The sequence below is a fragment of the Streptomyces pyxinicus genome, from assembly GCF_024753135.1.
GTDB classification, from domain to species: domain Bacteria; phylum Actinomycetota; class Actinomycetes; order Streptomycetales; family Streptomycetaceae; genus Streptomyces; species Streptomyces pyxinicus.
Genome location: NZ_JANUGP010000003.1, coordinates 202,870 through 221,093 on the forward strand (window position 1 = coordinate 202,870; position 18,224 = coordinate 221,093).

16 protein-coding genes and 1 pseudogene are annotated in these 18,224 nt (G+C 73.7%); 10 read left to right on the forward strand and 7 right to left on the reverse strand.

Going from position 1 to position 18,224, the window contains the following annotated elements:
• The first annotated feature begins 316 nt into the window (after window positions 1–316).
• Entirely contained in the window at window positions 317–640 is a 324-nt protein-coding gene (locus tag NX794_RS06185; protein ID WP_258777173.1) for a hypothetical protein, read from the forward strand.
• Between the two features lie 125 nt (window positions 641–765).
• Window positions 766–1,928: pseudogene (locus NX794_RS06190) on the forward strand (alpha/beta hydrolase family protein).
• 93 nt (window positions 1,929–2,021) lie between these two features.
• Here NX794_RS06190 and NX794_RS06195 read toward each other — a convergent pair.
• On the reverse strand, window positions 2,022–2,873 hold the full coding sequence (locus NX794_RS06195) for an NmrA/HSCARG family protein (RefSeq protein WP_258777174.1): 852 nt from the start codon (window positions 2,871–2,873) through the stop codon (window positions 2,022–2,024).
• Window positions 2,874–3,113: 240 nt separating this feature from the next.
• On the opposite strand from NX794_RS06195, the gene NX794_RS06200 reads away from it, so the two are divergent.
• Complete coding sequence (locus NX794_RS06200) at window positions 3,114–3,878, forward strand: SDR family NAD(P)-dependent oxidoreductase (protein ID WP_258777175.1); 765 nt, start codon at window positions 3,114–3,116, stop codon at window positions 3,876–3,878.
• Between the two features lie 101 nt (window positions 3,879–3,979).
• Here the strand turns inward: NX794_RS06200 and NX794_RS06205 are convergent, their stop codons facing one another.
• From NX794_RS06205 to NX794_RS35880, 3 genes are read right to left on the reverse strand one after another with little or no spacing between them, the layout of a single operon-like run.
• On the reverse strand, window positions 3,980–4,588 hold the full coding sequence (locus tag NX794_RS06205; RefSeq protein WP_258777176.1) for a TetR/AcrR family transcriptional regulator: 609 nt from the start codon (window positions 4,586–4,588) through the stop codon (window positions 3,980–3,982).
• Between the two features lie 53 nt (window positions 4,589–4,641).
• Window positions 4,642–5,187, reverse strand: a complete 546-nt coding sequence (locus NX794_RS06210; RefSeq protein WP_258777177.1) for a putative immunity protein — start codon at window positions 5,185–5,187, stop codon at window positions 4,642–4,644.
• A 25-nt stretch (window positions 5,188–5,212) separates the two neighbouring features.
• The gene (locus NX794_RS35880) at window positions 5,213–6,112 is read right to left on the reverse strand and encodes a GNAT family N-acetyltransferase (RefSeq protein WP_309505964.1); all 900 of its coding nucleotides are present in this window, start codon (window positions 6,110–6,112) and stop codon (window positions 5,213–5,215) included.
• Between the two features lie 923 nt (window positions 6,113–7,035).
• Here NX794_RS35880 and NX794_RS06225 point away from each other — a divergent pair.
• The 4 genes from NX794_RS06225 to NX794_RS06240 all read left to right on the forward strand — a co-directional run bounded on the left by NX794_RS06225 (window position 7,036) and on the right by NX794_RS06240 (window position 11,641).
• On the forward strand, window positions 7,036–8,319 hold the full coding sequence (locus NX794_RS06225; protein ID WP_258777178.1) for an ATP-binding protein: 1,284 nt from the start codon (window positions 7,036–7,038) through the stop codon (window positions 8,317–8,319).
• Window positions 8,320–8,488: 169 nt separating this feature from the next.
• The gene (locus NX794_RS06230; protein WP_258777179.1) at window positions 8,489–9,937 is read left to right on the forward strand and encodes a family 43 glycosylhydrolase; all 1,449 of its coding nucleotides are present in this window, start codon (window positions 8,489–8,491) and stop codon (window positions 9,935–9,937) included.
• Between the two features lie 167 nt (window positions 9,938–10,104).
• The gene (locus NX794_RS06235) at window positions 10,105–11,004 is read left to right on the forward strand and encodes an NmrA family NAD(P)-binding protein (protein ID WP_258777180.1); all 900 of its coding nucleotides are present in this window, start codon (window positions 10,105–10,107) and stop codon (window positions 11,002–11,004) included.
• 73 nt (window positions 11,005–11,077) lie between these two features.
• Window positions 11,078–11,641 carry an MSMEG_1061 family FMN-dependent PPOX-type flavoprotein gene (locus NX794_RS06240; RefSeq protein ID WP_258777181.1) on the forward strand — a complete coding sequence of 188 codons (564 nt, stop codon included), beginning with the start codon at window positions 11,078–11,080 and terminating at the stop codon, window positions 11,639–11,641.
• A gap of 15 nt (window positions 11,642–11,656) precedes the next feature.
• On the opposite strand, the gene NX794_RS06245 is transcribed toward NX794_RS06240, so the two are convergent.
• Window positions 11,657–12,652: an Lrp/AsnC family transcriptional regulator gene (locus NX794_RS06245; RefSeq protein ID WP_258777182.1), complete on the reverse strand. Its 996-nt coding sequence runs from the start codon at window positions 12,650–12,652 to the stop codon at window positions 11,657–11,659.
• A 320-nt stretch (window positions 12,653–12,972) separates the two neighbouring features.
• Between NX794_RS06245 and NX794_RS06250 the strand changes: the two genes are divergently transcribed.
• Window positions 12,973–14,526, forward strand: coding sequence for an MFS transporter (locus NX794_RS06250; RefSeq protein ID WP_258777299.1), 1,554 nt, complete (start codon window positions 12,973–12,975; stop codon window positions 14,524–14,526).
• Window positions 14,527–14,696: 170 nt separating this feature from the next.
• Entirely contained in the window at window positions 14,697–15,692 is a 996-nt protein-coding gene (ppk2, locus tag NX794_RS06255; RefSeq protein WP_258777183.1) for a polyphosphate kinase 2, read from the forward strand.
• Between the two features lie 103 nt (window positions 15,693–15,795).
• Here ppk2 and NX794_RS06260 read toward each other — a convergent pair whose 3' ends face one another.
• Window positions 15,796–16,299, reverse strand: a complete 504-nt coding sequence (locus tag NX794_RS06260) for a hemerythrin domain-containing protein (protein ID WP_258777184.1) — start codon at window positions 16,297–16,299, stop codon at window positions 15,796–15,798.
• Window positions 16,300–16,384: 85 nt separating this feature from the next.
• A complete protein-coding gene (locus NX794_RS06265; protein ID WP_258777185.1) occupies window positions 16,385–17,122 on the reverse strand; it encodes an SDR family oxidoreductase in 738 nt (245 codons plus the stop codon).
• Between the two features lie 93 nt (window positions 17,123–17,215).
• Here NX794_RS06265 and NX794_RS06270 point away from each other — a divergent pair, with 93 nt between their 5' ends.
• Window positions 17,216–18,064 carry a LysR family transcriptional regulator gene (locus tag NX794_RS06270; protein WP_258777186.1) on the forward strand — a complete coding sequence of 283 codons (849 nt, stop codon included), beginning with the start codon at window positions 17,216–17,218 and terminating at the stop codon, window positions 18,062–18,064.
• The last annotated feature ends 160 nt before the right edge of the window (window positions 18,065–18,224 follow it).

Consider the following 18,224-nt stretch of genomic DNA (forward strand, 5'->3'; position numbering starts at 1 on the left):
GGCCCGGAGCGTCGCCGCGCGGCCCTGCGGTGACCTGGTGCGATGGCCGTGATCGGGACGGGACGACGTCCGGGGTGAGAACAGGGGCGCGACCCCCTTCGCCCCCGCCCGGCCAGGCGAGGAAGACGGCGCGGTAGTCGTCACCGCGGCCCACCCCATGGCAGCCACCATGGCAGCCACCCGGTCGCAGCCCGGAACGGACGGTTCCGTCGGGCGGGTCCGCCTGGTGTGCCGGATAGTGGGTGGCGGGACCAAGTCCCGGCGGCCCGTCGGGACCACGTTTCGGCAGCTCACTGCCCCCCGCACAGGAGGCCCGATGCCCGCTCCACGGTCCATGGCCGCGCTCACCGGCATCGCCGTACTCGCCATCGCACTGACCGCGTGCCAGGACCAGGCGTCCGGTCAGATCGTGGTCCGGAACGGGGCCAGGGTGGTGGAGACGCTCTCCAACCCGTCGGTCGACGGCTGCCACCGCTTTCCCGAGGGCGTGACCAACGTCGAGAACTACACGCAGAGCAACCTCCAGATGTACCCGACGCCCGACTGCACCGGGCCGAGCATCTACGTGGACATCCAGACGTCGAACGAGGTCGTCAGGGCGAACGGCCTGTGGCGCAGCTTCTCCTTCGCGCCCGAGTGAGCGTGCGAACACTGTGAACGCATCGGTCCGAATCATGGCTCCGCTCCGGCCCGCTCCGGCCCGCTTCGTAGCATCACGCCTCGCGCCGCCGTGAGGGGCACGGCGAACGACCGAGGAGCCGCACCATGGACCGCACCCGCCCGTCCGCACGCCGGGCCCGACGACCCCGCCCCCGTGCCGCGTCGGCACGGGCCCTCGCCGCCCTGGCCGCCGGCTCCCTGCTCGGCGCACCCGCCGCCCGCGCGGACACCGGGCGCCCGGCCGTCACGGCGTGTCCGGCCGCCCTGACGGACAAGGCCACGTGCTACACCGGGCAGGACGCGCACGGGGCGTACTACGCCATGGCCGTACCGAAGCACGGGAACGGCTCCCTCGTCGTGCACGCGCACGGCGGCCCCGACCTCGGCGAGGCCTCCGACCCCGCGCGCGGCACCGACGACCTCGCCCGCTGGTCGGTGATGGTGGACCAGGGCTACGCCTGGGCCGGCTCCGCCTACCGCCGCGGCGGCTACGGCACCCGCATGGCCGCCGCCGACACCGAGCACGTACGCGAACTGTTCGTGTCCGCCTTCGGCATGCCCCGGCGGACCTATCTGCACGGCCAGTCCTGGGGCGGCGACGTGGCCGCCAAGGCGGTGGAGCTGTACGGCAGGCCCAACGGACCTTACGACGGCGCCCTGTTGACCGACGGAGTGCTCGCCGGAGGCTCCCGCGGCTACGACTACCGCGTGGACCTGCGCGTCGTCTACCAGTACTACTGCGCCAACCTGCCTCGCCCCACCGCGACAAGGCGCTCAACGCGGGCGTGGAGCGCTTCACCGCCGACCCCACCGCCGTACGCGACCTGTCCTACGACAGCGACCTCACCGGCAAGGTCGCCATCCCGGTGCTCACCCTGCACGCCATCGACGACCCCACCGCGTTCGTGGAGCACGAGGCCGCCTACCGCGCCACCCTCAAGGGAGGCCACCGCGACACGTACCTGGTGCAGACGTTCACGGGGGAGCACGAGCACAGCCGGCTGAGCGACGCCGAGTACGCCACCTCGATCACGGCGCTGGACACCTGGGTCCGCACCGGCCGCAAACCCTCACCGTCGACGGTCGCGGCCTCCTGCCCCGCCTTCGACCGCGTCTACGCCACCGGCTGCTTCTACGACGCCGCCTTCCGCCCGGCCCCCTACGCCACCCGCGTCAACTCCCGCCCCGGAGGCTCGCGTTGGCTGGCCATGACGGCGGCGCGGGAGAAGACCTGGAGCCGGGTGCCGGGGGTGGGGATCGCGCCGTAGGGTCCCTGGCGGTACGTCGAAGGCCGCGGTGCGGAACCGTGCACGCGGCCGGTGCCGGGGAGGAGTGCGCGGACCTGGTCCGGCCGCAGCCGTTCAGCGGATGGCCGGCCAGGTGTCCCGCGCCCAGTCGGCGAACCCGGTCCAGCGGATCTCCGGGTGGGCGGCCCGCAGCGCGGGGATGTCCACGCGGTACCCGGGCCCGTTCAGGAACGTCCACATCGCGCGCATGTCGGGATCGTCGATCGCGGACAGCGGCGTCCGCTCGAACCGCACCTTTCGCCCCAGCGCCCCGCCGAGCTCGTCCGCCATCCGCGCCGGCGTCGGCGCGTCCCCGGCCAGCTCGATGCGCCGGCCGGCGTACCCGGCGGGAGCGAGCAGCACCTCCGCCGCGAACGCGCCCAGATCGGGCCGGGCGAGCTGCTGCAACGGCCGGTCGGGAGGCAGCGGCAGATCGAGGACACCGTCGAGGACGCGCCGCGCACCCCCGAGCGTGTTGTCGAAGAAGTACGTCGGCCCGAGGACCGTGTACGGCACGTCCCCGCCGGTCAGCTCCGCCTCGATCCGCGCCTTGCTCTCGAAGTGCGGCACCCCGCTGTCGCGGTCGGCACCGGCCACCGAGCTGAACACGAGGTGCGGCACCCGCTGCCGGGCCGCCGCCGCGAGAACGGCCCGGCCCTGTTCGACCTCGGCCTCCAGACCCGCCTCGAAGGGCGTGGTGTACGCGAAGACCCCGGCCACGCCGCCCATCGCCGCGGCCAGGGAGTCACGGTCGCTCAGCGACCCCGCCACCACCTCCACGCCCCGCGCGGTCAGCGCCCGCGCGGAGTCCCGCCCGGGGTCGCGCACCAGCGCCCGCACCGGCGCTCCGCGGGCCAGCAGCGCGTCCGTCACGGCCCGGCCCTGCCCGCCGGTCGCCGCGAGCACCAGGACCGGTCCCTCGCTCATCACGGAACTCCCTCGCTGCGGGCGGGTGACGACACGACGATCGCCAGCGCTCCCACGGTAGCCGTCCGGCCCGGGAGCCACACGTCCGGCGGCGCCAGATTCTGGACTTGCTGGTCCAATCGTCGCGTCGCACAGTGGCCCTGCGCCCTGGCCGACCAGGGCCCCGACCGGCCGGGGGCGGCATGCGCCCGCACCCCTCCGGGCGGCTCCACACGCGGGAAACGAGCAGGGGAGAGGACCATGCCGATGCGTCTCGAAGGCAGGACCGCACTGGTCACGGGGGCCACCAGCAACATCGGACGGGCGATCGCTGAGGCCTTCGCCGCCGAGGGGGCGCGCGTCGTCGTCTCCGGCCGCAGCGCCGAACGCGGCAGGGAGGTGGTCGACGCCGTCAGCGCGCGCGGTGGCCGCGCCGACTTCGTCCGGGCCGATCTGGACGGCAGCGCCGCCGCGTCCAGGGCGCTCGCCGAGGAGGCGACGCGGGTCCTCGGCGGCCGTGTCGACATCCTGGTCAACAACGCGGGCGTCTACCCCGGGGACACGACCTTGGCCACCGACGAGCAGACCTTCGACCGGGTCTACGCCGTGAACGTGAAGGCCCCGTTCTTCCTGACCGCGGCGATCGCGCCCGCGATGGCGCGGGCCGGCGGGGGAGCGATCGTCAACCTGGGCTCCTGGATCGCCCGCCTGGGCATCCCCGTCGGCGCCCTCTACAGCTCCACCAAGGGCGCCATGGAAACGCTGACCCGGGCCTGGGCGGCCGAGTTCGGGCCCCAGGGGGTGCGCGTCAACGCCATCTCCCCGGGGGTGGTGCTCCCGGCCGCCGCCGGTACGGAGCACCCCGCCGAGGCCATGATGAAAGGCACCCCAGCGAACCGCATGGGCACCCCGGACGCCATCGCGAACGCCGCCGTGTACCTGGCCGCGGACGAGTCCTCCTTCGTGCACGGCACCGTGCTCGACGTCGACGGCGGGCGTACCACCGTCGCCGTCATCGCGGGCTGAGCGTCGGTCGTCGCGGGCCGGTTCTCCGGGGGAGTGGGCGGTGCCGGTTCTCCGTTGGAGCGGGTGGCGTCGGGTCACGCGGGGGTGCGGGTGGCGTCGGGTCACGCGGGGGCGCGGCCCGTGCTCCGTAGATCCGCGATCCCCTGGTCCAGCGCGGCGCGCAGGTGCGTGGACCGTCCCGTCGAGAGCAGGATCGACACACCGCCCTGGATCGCCGCGAGCAGGGCGGCGGCCCGGGTGTCGACGTCGATGTCCGGAGGCAGTTCACCGGCCGCCCGCAGGGCCCGGATGCCGGCGGCCAGGCTCTCCTGCCAGCGGTTCAGCATCTCGACCACGATCGCCCGCGCCCCCGGGGTCGAACGCCCGACCTGGAGGAACAGCGCCCCGAGCGGACACTCGTCGCCCTGGGCCTCGTACCGCTCCACCACCACGTCCCGCCAACGCTCCCACGCCTCCCAGGAGTCCAGGGAGCCGAGGTAGGGCTGCTGGTCCTCCAGGACCTGGTCCGCCTCGAACCGGGCCACGGCGAGGAGCAGTTCGTCCTTGCCGCCGGGGAAGTAGTGGAACAGCTGGCTCTTGCTGCTGCGGGTCCGTGCCATGACGTCGTCCAGCGTCGCCGTGGCCACGCCCCGCTCGCGCAGCACCGCCGAGGCGCCCTCCACGATCCGGCGCCGGGTGGCGCGCCCCTTCGCCGTCAGCTTCTCCGGCATGACCCGCCTCGCATGACCGCCTCCCAGCAATGGACCGACCGGTCCAGTCTAGGTCAGGCGCCTCGTACAGCGCGTAGCGCCGTGTCCAGGTCGCGCATGAGGCCCCCCACCCGTCCGCCACCGGGCGGCGCGGCCGGCAGCCGGCCGAGCACTGCGGCGACCGCCGTCGGCGCCTGCCGCCGGGCCCACACCAGGACCTCCTCGGCGACACCGGGCCGGCCGTCGGCGGCGAGTTCCGCCGCCCGTGCCGCGTGCGCCGCCGCGCCCAGCACGTGCCGCACCTGGTGGGCGCTGGCCCGGGGGTGGAGGAACGCGGCGCCGGCCGCGTGGCTCGCCGCCCGTGCCGCGTCGGCGGCGGCCGGTACCGCCGCCTCCCGCGCCGCCCGGAACGCCGCCCAGGCGCTCTGCCGCAGCGCGCCGGTGCGCCGGCCGCCCGCGGCGAAGGCGTCCGCCGCGTCGACGGCTTCACGTGGCCGGAGGTCGTCGGGCAGGCTCTGCTCGAAGACCGGCAGCACCCTGCGCGCACAGCCGGCGGCGAAGCGGGTGACCTCCCGCAGTTCGGCCTCGCTCAGCTCGATGGTCCCTGGTTCGTTCGGCACGGCCCCATCCTGCCCGACCGCCCGGTCAGGGTGCCGGCGAGGCGGACTCCGGGCCCTTGGGCGACAGGAACTTCTCGGCCTTGCGGGCCAGCACGGAGGCGAAGTACGCGGGGGCGTCCGGCCGCATCCGGGCGAGGGAGACCAGGCCCGTGATGACGACGTCGGCCACCTCGTCCTGCACATCGGTCCACGCGTGGCTGCGCCCCTTCCGGGGATTGGTGCCCCGGGCGCCGATGACGGCCTGCGCCGCCTCGCCCACCTCCTCAGCGAGCTTCAGCACCTGGAGCGACCACTGCTCCTCCGGCCGCAGCCCGTTGCCGGTGTCCAGCCTGCCGAACAGCTCGGCGAGGCGCTGGACCGTGGCCCACGGGTCCGGAGCGGTGGCGGGCGGCGCGGGCCGCGCGTCCTGCGCGTGCTGCTCGGGCAGCAGCCGGGTCCGCCGCATGAGGGCGGGGTCGCCGCGGAACCCGAGGCCTTCGTACAGGGCTCGTGACTCGGGGCTCGCGTGCAGTTCGAAGAGGGTGACGCCGTCCCGCTCCAGGTCGTGCAGGAGGGCGGTGAGGGCGGCCCGGGCATGGCCGTGGCGCCGGTGGTCGGGCCGCGTGGCGACGGCCTGGACCCGCGCGGCCAGCCCGCTCGGGTACCGGGGTGCCGGAAGCACCGGGCTGACCAGGGCCAGCGCGCAGCCGGCGAGCCGTCCGCCGGGCGCGTCCACGACATAGGCGCGCGCGTCACCGCCGGGCCGCAGCCGCCCCGCCAGCTGCTCCCGGCAGACGGCCAGCCACGCGGCGTCGAGCGGACGGGAGAGGATCAGCTCGGAGCGGAGGCGGCTGATGCCCTCGGCGTCGTCGGGAGTGGCCCGGCGCGGGGCCGGCAACGCACAGGCCGTCGGCTTGGCCGGGGGAGCGGTCACGGGGTCGGTCAACGGGTCGCCCTTTCTCGTCACGGAACCGCCGCGTCGCCGCCCTCCGGGGTGCACGGTGCACGGTCCCTCCGGAACCAGGATGACGGCACGGCTGCCACGACAACTGGGCCGCCGCACAAGGCGTTACGGTCCGGCCGGGGGGACGGGGACGGGGACGGGTGGAGCGGCCGGTCGCGATACCGTTCCCGGTCTTCCGCATGGGAGGCCTCGGCTGCCGAGGGCCCACGGCGACGAGGGCGGTCGCTGCTCGTTCCGGCGGGCGGAAGTCCCGGCGCGCCGTCCGTCTGCGCGGGTGTGACCGCTGCCCGGCGTGGCCGGTGTCAGTCGACGGGGCGGTCGGGCGTCGGCCGGAAAGGGCTCGCCGTCCTCCCCGGGGGCGTGACCCCCGGAGCGCTGGGCGCCTCCCTGGGTACGTGCGATTCCAGGCCTCCTCGCTGCCGCGTCTCGCAGTGGTCGAGGGCCTGTGGAGGGAGGGGGCGCCCTCCGATCCGGGGGTGACACGCCGGTGCGCCCCCGGGCGGGGCGGCTGCCGTCCCGCCGGTGAGAGGCCGGCGCGCTGCGCCTCTCCGGGCGGGCGGCTGTCCGGCGGGTGCTGTCTCAGCCCTCGCCGGCGCGTATCCCGGCGCGGCCGATGGTGGTCGCCGTGCCGGACGGCGCCGGCGGTGGCGATCCCCCGGCACGGCCGCTGCCTGCCCTTGCGGGCGTGCCCCGTTCTCCCGGGGTCCGCCCTTGCGCCAGGGGCCTCCTTTCCGAAAGGGGCGCCCCTGCCGTAGGCGCCCCTGCGCGTCGCTGCCTGTTCTGTCGCTGGGGGCTCTCTTGTCGCGGCTTCCTCCTGCCAAGGGCCGCCCCTCCCACCGCACCCCCCACACATCGCACCCCACCCCCCACCGGGGCACAATGGCACCTCCGGGCCGGATGAGGTGATGCCGATGCCCGCATGGCATCTGCGCGACTACCACGACGACGATCTCGACCAGGCGATCCAGGCCTGGGACCAGAGCCGGCAGGCCGGTCTGGACCCGGTCTTCCCCGTCTCCGAGGTGATCGCCGCCGCCAAGGCCGGGCAGCCGGCCGTGGTCGCCGTGGTCGGCGAGGAACTGGTCGGCATGGGCGTGGCCGAGGCGCACGGCGGCCGGGGCTGGATCCTGCTGATCGCCCTGGCCTCCCGCTGGCGCGAGCGCGGCATCGGCAGCGCCCTCCTCGCCGAACTGGAACGACGGCTGCGCGCGCTGGGCGTGCGCCACATCAGCGCCCTGCTGCCCGAGGGCGCCGCCGGCACCAAGGCGCTGGAGAACTCCGGCTACCGCCACCGCGCCGACCTGACCTACTACGAGAAGGTCGAACCGCTCGGCGCCGCGAACGCGGACGTCCTCGCCGCGCTGGGCGGACGCATGCTGCCCGGCGGCCTCTGGGAGGCGATGGCCGGGATGGAGCGGGAGAAGCAGGTGGTCGAGCGCCGTGTCGTCCTGCCGCTCCAGGAACCGGCGCTGGCGGACCGGTACGGCGTGGTCCCGCCCAAGGCGGTCATCCTGTTCGGACCGCCCGGCACCGGCAAGACGAGCTTCGCCAAGGCGGTCGCCTCGCGGCTCGGCTGGCCCTTCGTGGAGCTGTTCCCGTCCCGGCTGGCCGCCGACACGAGCGAGGGACTGGCCGCCGCGCTGCGGGAGGCGTTCGCGGAACTCGCGGAACTGGACTCGGTGCTGCTGTTCATCGACGAGGTGGAGGAGATCGCCGGCGCCAGGTCCGGGAGGGCGGTCGATCCGGGCCACGGTGTCACCAACGAACTGCTCAAGCTGATCCCCGTCTTCCGCGAGCAGGACGCCCGCCTGCTGGCCTGCTCGACCAACTCGGTGCGCTCGCTGGACGCGGCGTTCCTGCGGCCGGGCCGGTTCGACTACGTCATCCCCATCGGCCCTCCCGACCCGACCGCCCGCGCGGCGATCTGGTCCCGCTATCTGCGGGCCGCCACCGGCACGATCGACGTACCCGAACTGGTCGCGGCGACCGAGCTGTTCACCCCGGCCGACATCGAGTTCGCGGCCCGCAAGGGGGCACAGGCGGCCTTCGAACGCGAGGTGACCCACCACCAGGGGCTGCGGGCCACCACCGACGACTACATGGCCGCGATAGCCGACACCCGCCCCACCCTCACGGCCCGCGCGATCGAGGAGTTCTCCGAGGACATCGAGACGTACACCCGTCTCTGAGCACGCGGTACCGGACCGGCGCGGGCAGAAGTCGCGAGAGACCCGGCAAGGGCGTCTTTACATCGATGTAATGGCTGTGGTGGCATGCCCTGAGCCGCCCTGAACAGTCGTCACCATGCGTAGTTCGGGGCGTAGTTCACGACCCGCGCGCAGACACCAGGAGCCGCCGATGAAAGCCCGCTCCCGCACCACGCTGATCACCCTGCTGTTCGCCCTGCTCGTCACGCTGGCCTCGGCGGTCTCGGCCCCGGGGGCCACCGCGGGGCCGGTGAGCACCACCGCGACCGCCGGAACCTTCCGCAACCCGCTGAACACCGGCCCCGATCCGTTCATGACCTACGCGAACGGTGCCTACCACCTGACCACCACGCAGGGCGACAGCATCAAGATGTGGCGCTCGCCCTCGCTGAGCACCCTGCTCGACGCCGAGCCGATCACCGTATGGCGGGACACCGACGCCTCCCGCAACCAGCACATCTGGGCCGCCGAGTTCTACCGCTTCGGCAACCGCTGGTACATGTACTACACGGCCGACGACGGCGTGGACGACCACCACCGCCTCTACGTCCTGGAGTCGGACGCCGACGACCCGGCCGGCCCGTACCACTTCAAGGCCAAGCTCACCCCGCCCAACCACACGAACGACTTCGCCATCGACCCCGGCATCCTCCAGCACAACGGCCGGCTCTACCTCGCCTACAGCGGCATCAACGCCTATCAGCACAACGGGCTGAACATCGCGCCGCTGTCCAACCCCTGGACCGTGTCCGGCGACGCGGTCGCGCTGAACGGCGCCGGCGGCTGCCCCGAGGTCCGCGAGGGCCCCGAGTTCCTCAACCGCAACGGCCGGACCTGGATGACGTACTCGACCTGCGACACGGGCAAGCCCGACTACCAGCTCTGGATGATGTCCCTGCCCGACGGCGCCGACCCGCTGGTGCCCGGCAACTGGACGCAGGCGAACGGGGCCGTCTTCTCCCGCGCCGACGCCCGGGGCGTCTTCGGGCCGGGCCACCACGCCTTCTTCCGCTCCCCCGACGGAAAGGAGGACTGGATCGTCTACCACGCCAAGACCACGGCCGACTTCACCTACGCCAACCGCACCACCCGCGCCCAGAAGATCGGCTGGCGCGCCGACGGCAGCCCCGACCTCGGCGCCCCGCTCGCCCTGGGCGCCACCCAGAACCTGCCGTCCGGCGACCCGGGATCCGGCAACCACTGGATCAACGACGACGGGCGCTCCAGCGGCAACGGCACGCTGGCCTACACGGGTTCCTGGAACTCCGGCACGGGGTGCGCCGCGCAGTGCTTCTGGGGCGACGACCACTGGAGCGACCGGGCGGGCAACACCGCGACGTTCCGGTTCACCGGCACCAGGATCGCCCTGCTCTCGGTGCGGGACACCGGCAACGGCATCGCCGCGATCAGCGTGGACGGCGGTGCCGAGCAGCGCGTCGACTTCTACGGCGCGATCCGGACCGGTGAGACGCTCCAGTACCTCAGCCCGCGCCTGCCCTCCGGCCCGCACACCCTGCGCGTCCGGGTGACCGGGGAGCGCAACGCCTCCTCCACGGCGGCGTTCGTGAGCGTGGACCGGGCGGAGGTCTACACCGACTGATGCCGCGCGGCCGACGCCGTACAGCCGCAATTCGACCGGGTGTTCGAGGTGTTGACGGGCCGCACCCCGGCCGCGTCACCGCCCACCGCACGGCCGCGGCCCCGCGCAGGACCTCGTACCGGCCGCTACGGTGCCGCACACAGGTCCACGACCCGGAGGAGACCCCCATGACCGTCGTCGTCACCACCCCCACCGGCCACGTCGGCTCGCGGGTGGTCCGGCTGCTGCTCCAGGCCGGCGTCCGTCCCCGCGTCCTGCTGCGCGATCCGAGCCGCCTGGAACCGGACGTCCGGGCGCGGGTGGACGTCCGCACCGGCGACCTCACCGACGGCGGGTACGTCAGTGAGGCGATGGCGGGTGCCGGCGCGGCCTTCCTGGTGGACCCGACACCGCACACCGTCGCGGACCCGGTGGGCGCCTCCCGCCGCACCGGAGCCGGTCTGGCCGCGGCCGTACGCGAGGCCGGGGTGCGGCGCGTGGTGTTCCTCAGCAGTGTCGGGGCGGAACTGCGGGACGGCGCCGGGCACCTCGACGGACTGGCCGCCGTCGAGGAACAGCTCGACGCCACCGGCGCCGACGTCCTGCACCTGCGCTGCGGCTACTTCTTCACCAACCTGCTCCTCGCCCTCGACGACCTGGCCGCCGGCCGGCTGACCACCTCCGACGACCCGGACCGGACCCTGCCGTGGACCGATCCGCGCGACATCGGCGACATCGCCGCCGCCCGCCTGCTGAACGACACCTGGCACGGCCGGACGGTCCAGGGCGTCCACGGTCCCGAGGACCTGTCGTGGCGCCGGGTCGCGGAGATCCTGACGGCCGCGCTCGGCAGGGATGTCCGGCTGCGGGTGGTCTCGGACGACGACGTCCGCCGGACCCTCGCCGCGGCCGGCCTGCCACCGGGCGCGGTCGAGGGCATCGTCGGCATGACCGCGGGCACCCGCGCCCTCGTCCCCGAGCAGCCACGGGACGTGGTCACCACCACCCCCACCACCCTGTCCGCCTGGGCCCACGCCCACCTGCGTCCGCTCCTCGCCACCCGCCGGGCGGAACCGGGAGGTGCGTAAGTAAGGCGACCCTCATATCCGATAAAGTTTTGTGCGCAACTACCCGTGGGACGCGCACACCAGGGAGCCGGCCTTGCCGCAGACGACCGACACACCCGGAAGCGGGCCGGGCGCCCTGGCCGAGGACGGCTGGGCCGAGCTGACCTCGCCAGCCGAACTGCGCGCACTCCTCGGGGAGCCCTGGCCCGTGGTGATCGAGAAGGTGCACGACCGGCTCACCGACCAGGACCTGGACATCCTGGCCCGTTCCCCGCTCTGCCTGCTGGCCACCTCGGACTCCCGGGGCAACTGCGACGTCTCCCCGCGCGGGGACGCCCCGGGGTTCACCCACGTCGTCGACGCCGGCACGCTCGCGCTGCCCGACCGGCCGGGCAACCGGCGCGGTGACAGCTTCCACAACATCCTCGACAACCCGCACGCCGGTCTGCTGTACCTGATCCCCGGCGGCAAGGAGGTGCTGCGCGTCAACGGCCGGGCCCGCATCCTCACCGACGCCCCGTTCTTCGACGCCATGGCGGAGGGCGACCGCCGCCCCGCACTCGCCCTGGTCCTGGAGATAGACGAGGTCTACCTGCACTGCCCCCAGTCCCTGCGCCGCTCGGGAGTCTGGGATCCGGCCTCCTGGCAGGCCCGCTGAGACATCGCGGTGCCCTCACCGCCGCGGGGCCGGGGCGACCAGCCGTCCCCGGAACACCAGGGACGCGGCCTGCTTGAGGGGGCGCAGCCGGACGCTCACGGTGTAACCGGTGATGCCGGGGACGCTCGCGAGACTCCGGCTGAGCCAGTCGTAGAAACCGGTGACGTCCGTGCACATGACGATCGCCATCAGGTTCTCCGCACCGGTCGTGGCCGAGGCGAAGACGACGCGGGGGAGCGCGGCGACCGCCGTGCCGGTCTCGTGCAGCCGCTCCGGGGAGGTGCGCAGCCACAGCGCCGCGCTGAAGGGGTAGCCCAGCCGCTCCGGGACGATGTCCACGTCGTAGAAGAGCGTGCCCGAGCCCTCCAGGACCTCCATCCGGCGCCCGACGCGGCCGGTGGTCCAGCCGGTGCGCTCGGCGAGCGCGGCCTGGCTCGCCCGGCCGTCCTCGGCGAGCGCCGCGAGCAGCGCGCCGTCCTCCTCGCGCAACCCGGTCGGCGCGCCCTGCGGTTCCGGGCGGGGCAGCCGCGTGCGCAGCAGCGCCACCGCCTCCTCCGGAAGCGAGGGGCCGAGCCGCGCCCAGTCGGCGCCGGGCGGGGAGTAGGTGTGCAGCATCATGCGCGTGTCGAGCCCCAGCACGCCGGGGGAGTGGGCGAGTTGGCGCAGCACGTCCGGAACCCGCCCGTCGTGGGGCGCCTCCATCGAGCAGACGATCTCCGAGCCGCCGAAGGAGACGCTCGCGAAGGAGATCTCGGGCAGCCGGCTCACCGCCTCGGCGAGCGCGTCGATCCGGTCGGGACGCAGCGAGATCCGCACGACGCTCGTCATGGCTCCCTGCACGGCCGGGTTGACAAGCCCCACGACCCGCACCATGCCCCCGCGCCGCATCGCCCGGTACCGTCGCGCCACGGTCTGCTCCGAGGCCCCCACCACCTGTCCGACCAGGCGGAACGGCGCGCGCGGCGCCACGTGCAGCGCGTGGAGGATATGACTGTCCAGGACGTCGAGCATGGAGCAAGCATCGCACCCTGAGCTTATGGGTGGCGGTTTCGGACGGCCAACCGGCAGGGGTTTGGGAATTCCACCGGCCCTGAACCAGACTTCTGGAGGATGGCCGACGGTTCTTCGGCGTGTGCTCCCGGACCCGCTCCGGAGGCACCGCGCACCCCGGCGCGTACGACGGCCGCCCGCATCGGTGCCGTACGGCCGCGTCCGTCGTACCGCCCCCACGCCCTCAGCAGCCCCCGCGCCGGAGCCCGGTGCGCTCCGAAGGAGTCGTCTTGTCCCACTCACCGCCCGCAGCCGAGCCCCGTCGCGGGGCGACGCTCCTCATGGCCTGCCTCGGCGTCTTCGTCGCCTACCTGCCGGTGACCAGCGTCTCGGTGAGCCTCACCGCCATCCAGTCGGCGCTCTCCACGACGACCTCCCAGCTGTCCTGGGTCTCCGACGCCTTCGTGCTGCCGATGGCCGCCTTCATCCTCACCGCCGGCGTCTTCGGCGACGTCCACGGCCGCAAGAAGGTCTACCTCGCCGGGCTGCTGCTCTGCGCCGCCGGCGCCGCCACCTCGCTCACCGCGGACTCGGTCGGCCGGCTGTGGACCGGCCAGGCCCTCTCCGGGCTCGGCGCCGCCGCGCTGCTGCCCACCACGCTCGCGCTCATCAGCCACGCCGTGCCGGACCACCGCGAACGCGGCAAGTTCATCGGCTTCTGGGCGATGTGCCTGCTCGGGGCGCTCGCCGTCGGCGGCATGATCGCCGGGGCGGTCCTCAGCCACACCGCATGGCGCTGGATCTTCCTCGTGCCGATACCCGTCGCGCTGCTCGCCTTCGTCCTGTCCCTGTGGCTGCTGCCCGAGTCCCGCGCACCGCGCGCCGGCCGGCTCGACTGGCCCGGCCAGATCACCGCCGCGCTCGCCATCACCGCGCTCGTCTACGGCGTCATCCAGGGCGGTGCCGGGTCCTTCGGCGACACCGAGGTCGTCGTCGCGCTCGTCGTCGCCGTCCTCAGCGGAGCCCTCTTCGTCCTGGCCGAACGGCGCTCCACGCACCCGATGCTGGACCTCGCGCTCTTCCGCAGCCCCGGCTTCACCGCGACGACCCTGGTCGCCATGGTCATGTTCCTCGGCATGATCGGCTTCTTCTTCGTGCTGAGCCTCTACTTCGGCATGGTCCAGCACCTCGACACCCTCGGCACCGCCTGGCGGCTGCTCCTGGTCACCGGGGCCGCGCTGGTCGTCAGCGGCATCGCCGGACGCCTGATGCACAAGGTCTCACCCCGCCTCATGATCACCACGGGCCTGCTCATGGTGACCGCCGCACTCCTGACGCTGCTGAACGCCGGCGCCGACACCTCCTTCGGCTCGCTCGGCTGGCGTCTGGTCGTGCTGGGCCTGGGCATGGGGCTCGTGACGACCCCGATGACGGCCACCGCCGTCGCCTCCGTGCCGCACCCGCTCGCCGGCATGGCGGCCGCCGGCAACAACGCCTTCCGCCAGGTCGGCGGCGCCCTCGGCCCCGCCGTGCTCGGTGCCCTCCTCACCAGCCGCGCCGTCTCCGCGCTGCCCGGTCACCTCGCCGACGCGGGCGTCCACGGCACCCTCGCCGAGCGGCTCACCGACGCGGTCCGTGACGGCGGTCTCGGCGCGGTCGGCTCGGTGCCGCTCGGCGCCCGCACCGGGCAGGTCTGGGGCGCGGTCGGCGAGTCCTTCCTCGACGGCATGCGCCTGTGCCTGGCCGTCTCGGCCGGCCTGACCTTCCTGGCCGCCGTCCTCGCCTTCGTCCTCCTGCGCCCCCGGGCCACCGGCGGCGGCACGACCCGGGCCGTATCCGGCACCGCCGCCGTGCCGCGGCCGTCGGAGTCCCTGTCGGCGACGCGGCAGCGATGATCTGACGCGGCCGCGACGATCACGTGTCCTCGCGCGGGCACGTGACCGGGCGGGCGCCTTCACACCGCCGGCCACCAGGAGGCCCTCTCCGGCGGCGTGTCTGGACACCGCTTGTCTGGGCACGTGGAGGAGGTGCAGTGACGTGAGTGGCGAGGGGCGGAGGCGACGTCGTGGCCGAGCAGGATCAGGTGCCGCAGGCACCGGGGACCGGGAACACCGAGCGCGAGGACGAGCTGCTGCGCGGACTCGCGGTGGACGATCGGCATCCGGAGCGGCCGGTGCTCCTGGACGCCGACGGCCGGCCGATCGAGACCTGGCGGGAGAACCACCCGTACGACCACCGGGTCGGGCGGCGGGACTACGACCGGTCCAAGCGGATCCTGCAGATCGAGCTGCTCAAGTTTCAGCGCTGGGCGAAGGAGACGGGACAGCGGATCGTCGTGGTCTGCGAGGGCCGCGACGCGGCCGGCAAGGGCGGCACCATCAAGCGGTTCACCGAGCGGCTCAACCCCCGCGGGGCCCGGGTGGTGGCACTGGACAAGCCGACCGAGCGGGAGGCGGGGCAGTGGTACTTCCAGCGCTATGTGACCCACCTGCCGGCTCGCGGCGAGATCGTCTTCTTCGACCGGTCCTGGTACAACCGGGCGGGAGTCGAACGGGTCATGGGATTCTGCACGGACGACGAGTACCGGCAGTTCCTCCACCAGGCCCCGCTGTTCGAACGGTTGCTCACCGACGACGGCATCCTGCTGGTGAAGCTCTGGTTCTCGGTGTCGCGCGCCGAGCAGCGCACCCGGTTCGCGATACGGCAGGTCGACCCCGTCCGCCGCTGGAAGCTGTCGCCCACCGATCTGTCCTCGCTCGACCGCTGGGACGACTACACCACGGCCAAGGTCGACATGTTCCGGGCGACCGACACCGTGCACGCGCCCTGGACGGTCGTGAAGAACAACGACAAGCGGCGTGGCCGGCTGGAGGCGATGCGCAGCCTTCTGAGCCGTTTCGACTACCCGGCCAAGGACCCGGAGGCGGTGGGCAAGCCCGACCCGCTGATCGTCGGCGCGGCGGACACCCTGCTGGAGCCGGGCGAGGCACCCACGGCCCTGTCCCCGACCCCGCTGGCCGGCCCGGGCGACGGCCCCGGGAACCATCCGGACCCACGGTGACGACCGGACCCACGGCGTGGCAGTCCGGGCCCATGGTGACGGCCCGGACCCGTGATGACGGCGGCGGGTCCCGCCCCGGGGCTCGGCCCCGGGGCGGTGCGTCTCACGACGACTTGACGATGCGGCGTACGTTGTCGACCGAGCCGCAGCCGGCCTTCAGCTGACGCCCGCGCTCCTCCCAGAACGCCGCTCCCAGCTCCTCGCGCCGCTGCATCGCCACGTTCTCGCGCGCGCCGTTGAGGATGGTGCGCTCCTCCTCGTCGGTGTGGTGGGCGACGGCCTCCACCAGCTCCTCCAGCCTGCTGTCCCACTCCTCGGAGCCGACCTCCGCCACCTCCAGGAGGCCGAGGAGGGCCTGGTTGCCCTCGTCGTGCTCGTGCTCGCCGTGCTCGACCTCTTCGTCGTCGATGTCCTTGTACCTCTTCAGGGCCGGGTAGACCTTGGCCTCCTCGGCCAGCGCGTGGGCGACCAGCAGCTCCGAGAACTCCCGGAGCGCGGCACCCCGGTCGGCCTCGACGCTGCGCATCAGACGGAACAGGTCCTCCATGCGCCGGTGGTCCTGGAGGATGAGTTCGACGACGTCCTGTGTCTCGGCTGTCTCGGCCATGAGGTGGCACCACTTTCGTGCGAACGGCTGGGGTACTCCCGCGTACCCCCACCGTCCCCGTTGATGGCTTCCCGGTCCCTGCCGGTCACCAGGGGATGACGCCGTCGTCCTCGAAGAACCCCCCGGTCGGACCGCCGTCGGCCAGCGTGGCGAGACGGATCGCGGTGGCCGCGCCCTGCTCGGGCGTACGGGGCCCGTGGAAGCCGTTGAAGTCGGTGGCCACGAAGCCCGGGCAGGCGGCGTTGACGAGGATGCCCGTGCCGGCCAGCCGCCGGGCGTACTGCACGGTGACGGCGTTGAGGAACGACTTCGACGGGGCGTACACCGCCATCACCGGACCGACGTCGACGCCGGGATCGGCCTGCCGGGTCAGCGAGCCGACGCTGCTGGAGGCGTTGACGACGCGTGGCGACGCGGAGCGCCGCAGGAGCGGCAGCATCGCGTTGGTCACCCGCATGACACCGATGACGTTGGTCTCCACGACCGCGCGGAGGTCGTCGAAGTCGGCCGAGGTCGGGTCCTGGGTCCAGTCCGGCCCCAGCTCTCCGGCGATACCGGCGTTGTTGACCAGCGCGTCCAGGTGCCCGGCCCGCCGCTCGACCAGCTCGGCGGCCTCCTTGACGCTCCGGTCGTCGGTGACGTCCAGCGGCACGCCGAACGCGTCCGCCCCGGCGGCACTTAGCTTCTCGACCGCGGCCGCGCGCCGGGCCCGGTCGCGGGCGCCGATCCCCACCAGGTAGCCGAGGGCCCCCAGCCCGGCCGCGATCTCGTATCCGATCCCCTTGTTCGCGCCGGTCACCAGCGCGGTCTTCTGCTCGCTCATACCGTCGATGCTGTCCCGTGGGCCGTGCGGCTCGCCAACACCGATCGGCTCTCCTGTCATACCCTCCGGGTATCACCGCACTACACTGGAGTGGTGGACGCCCTCGAAACCCGGGAGCTGAGGTACTTCACGGCGGTCGCCGAAGAACTGCACTTCGGCCGCGCCGCCGAGCGCCTCGGCATGGCCCAGCCGCCGTTGTCACGGGCGATCCAGCGTCTGGAACGGCGTCTGGGCGTCCGGCTGCTGGAACGCGACCGGCGCGGCGTCGCGCTCACCGCCGCGGGTGAGGTCCTGCTGGACGAGGCCCGCGCGACCCTCGACGCCGCCACCGCCGCCGCTCGTCGGACCCGGCGCGCGGCCGCGCCCCACAGCCGTCTGGTGCTGGTGACCAAGGCCACCGGCTCCCACGAACTCCTGCGGAAGCTGCTCGACACCTACGCCGCCGAACCCGACGCGGCCGAGGTGGAGGTGGTGCTGTGCGGAATCGGCGAGGAGGAACGCCTGCTACGCGACGGCCGCGCCGACGTCGCCCTGCTGCACCCTCTCTACAGTTCCCTCGCCGGGTTCGACAGCGAGGAACTGCTGACCGAGGGTCAGGTCGCCGTCCTGCCCGCCGGACATCCTCTGGCCGCGCGGCCCTCCCTCGCCATGGCCGACGTCGCCGGCGTCCCCGATCTGCCGGCCGCCCGCTGGCCCCGCCACGACGGCACCTACCCGCCCGGCCCCGGCCCCGAGATCCACGACCTGTCGCAGCTCGCCCAGCTGATCGCCCTCGGACGCACCCTGGCCGTCATCCCCGCCTCCGCCCGCGCCTGGCTGTGGACCGCCCACACCGCCGTCCCCCTCACCGACGCGCCCCCCGTCACCACCCACATCGCCTGGCCGTCCCACAGCCGCTCCCGCCCCCTCGCCGACCTGATCCGTACAGCGACCCGGCTGTGAGCCCACCCGGCTGTGAGCCCGCTGGGCGCACGCCCTCGTCGGCCCGGGTGCACTCGGCGTCGACGCGCGTGGTGGCCCCCGGGGTTCCGCGGGGGCGGTGCCGAGCGCTCCGTCCGAGGCGGGGGAGCGCCAGGCGAACCCGTAGGCGCGTCAACGCGTC

Coding starts and splice junctions, on each gene's coding strand:
- NX794_RS06185 (WP_258777173.1), top strand. CDS start 317: ATGCCCGCTCCACGGTCCATGGCCGCGCTCACCGGCATCGCCGTACTC.
- NX794_RS06195 (WP_258777174.1), bottom strand. CDS start 2,873: ATGAGCGAGGGACCGGTCCTGGTGCTCGCGGCGACCGGCGGGCAGGGC.
- NX794_RS06200 (WP_258777175.1), top strand. CDS start 3,114: ATGCCGATGCGTCTCGAAGGCAGGACCGCACTGGTCACGGGGGCCACC.
- NX794_RS06205 (WP_258777176.1), bottom strand. CDS start 4,588: ATGCCGGAGAAGCTGACGGCGAAGGGGCGCGCCACCCGGCGCCGGATC.
- NX794_RS06225 (WP_258777178.1), top strand. CDS start 7,036: ATGCCGATGCCCGCATGGCATCTGCGCGACTACCACGACGACGATCTC.
- NX794_RS06230 (WP_258777179.1), top strand. CDS start 8,489: ATGAAAGCCCGCTCCCGCACCACGCTGATCACCCTGCTGTTCGCCCTG.
- NX794_RS06235 (WP_258777180.1), top strand. CDS start 10,105: ATGACCGTCGTCGTCACCACCCCCACCGGCCACGTCGGCTCGCGGGTG.
- NX794_RS06245 (WP_258777182.1), bottom strand. CDS start 12,652: ATGCTCGACGTCCTGGACAGTCATATCCTCCACGCGCTGCACGTGGCG.
- NX794_RS06250 (WP_258777299.1), top strand. CDS start 12,973: ATGGCCTGCCTCGGCGTCTTCGTCGCCTACCTGCCGGTGACCAGCGTC.
- NX794_RS06260 (WP_258777184.1), bottom strand. CDS start 16,299: ATGGCCGAGACAGCCGAGACACAGGACGTCGTCGAACTCATCCTCCAG.
- NX794_RS06265 (WP_258777185.1), bottom strand. CDS start 17,122: ATGAGCGAGCAGAAGACCGCGCTGGTGACCGGCGCGAACAAGGGGATC.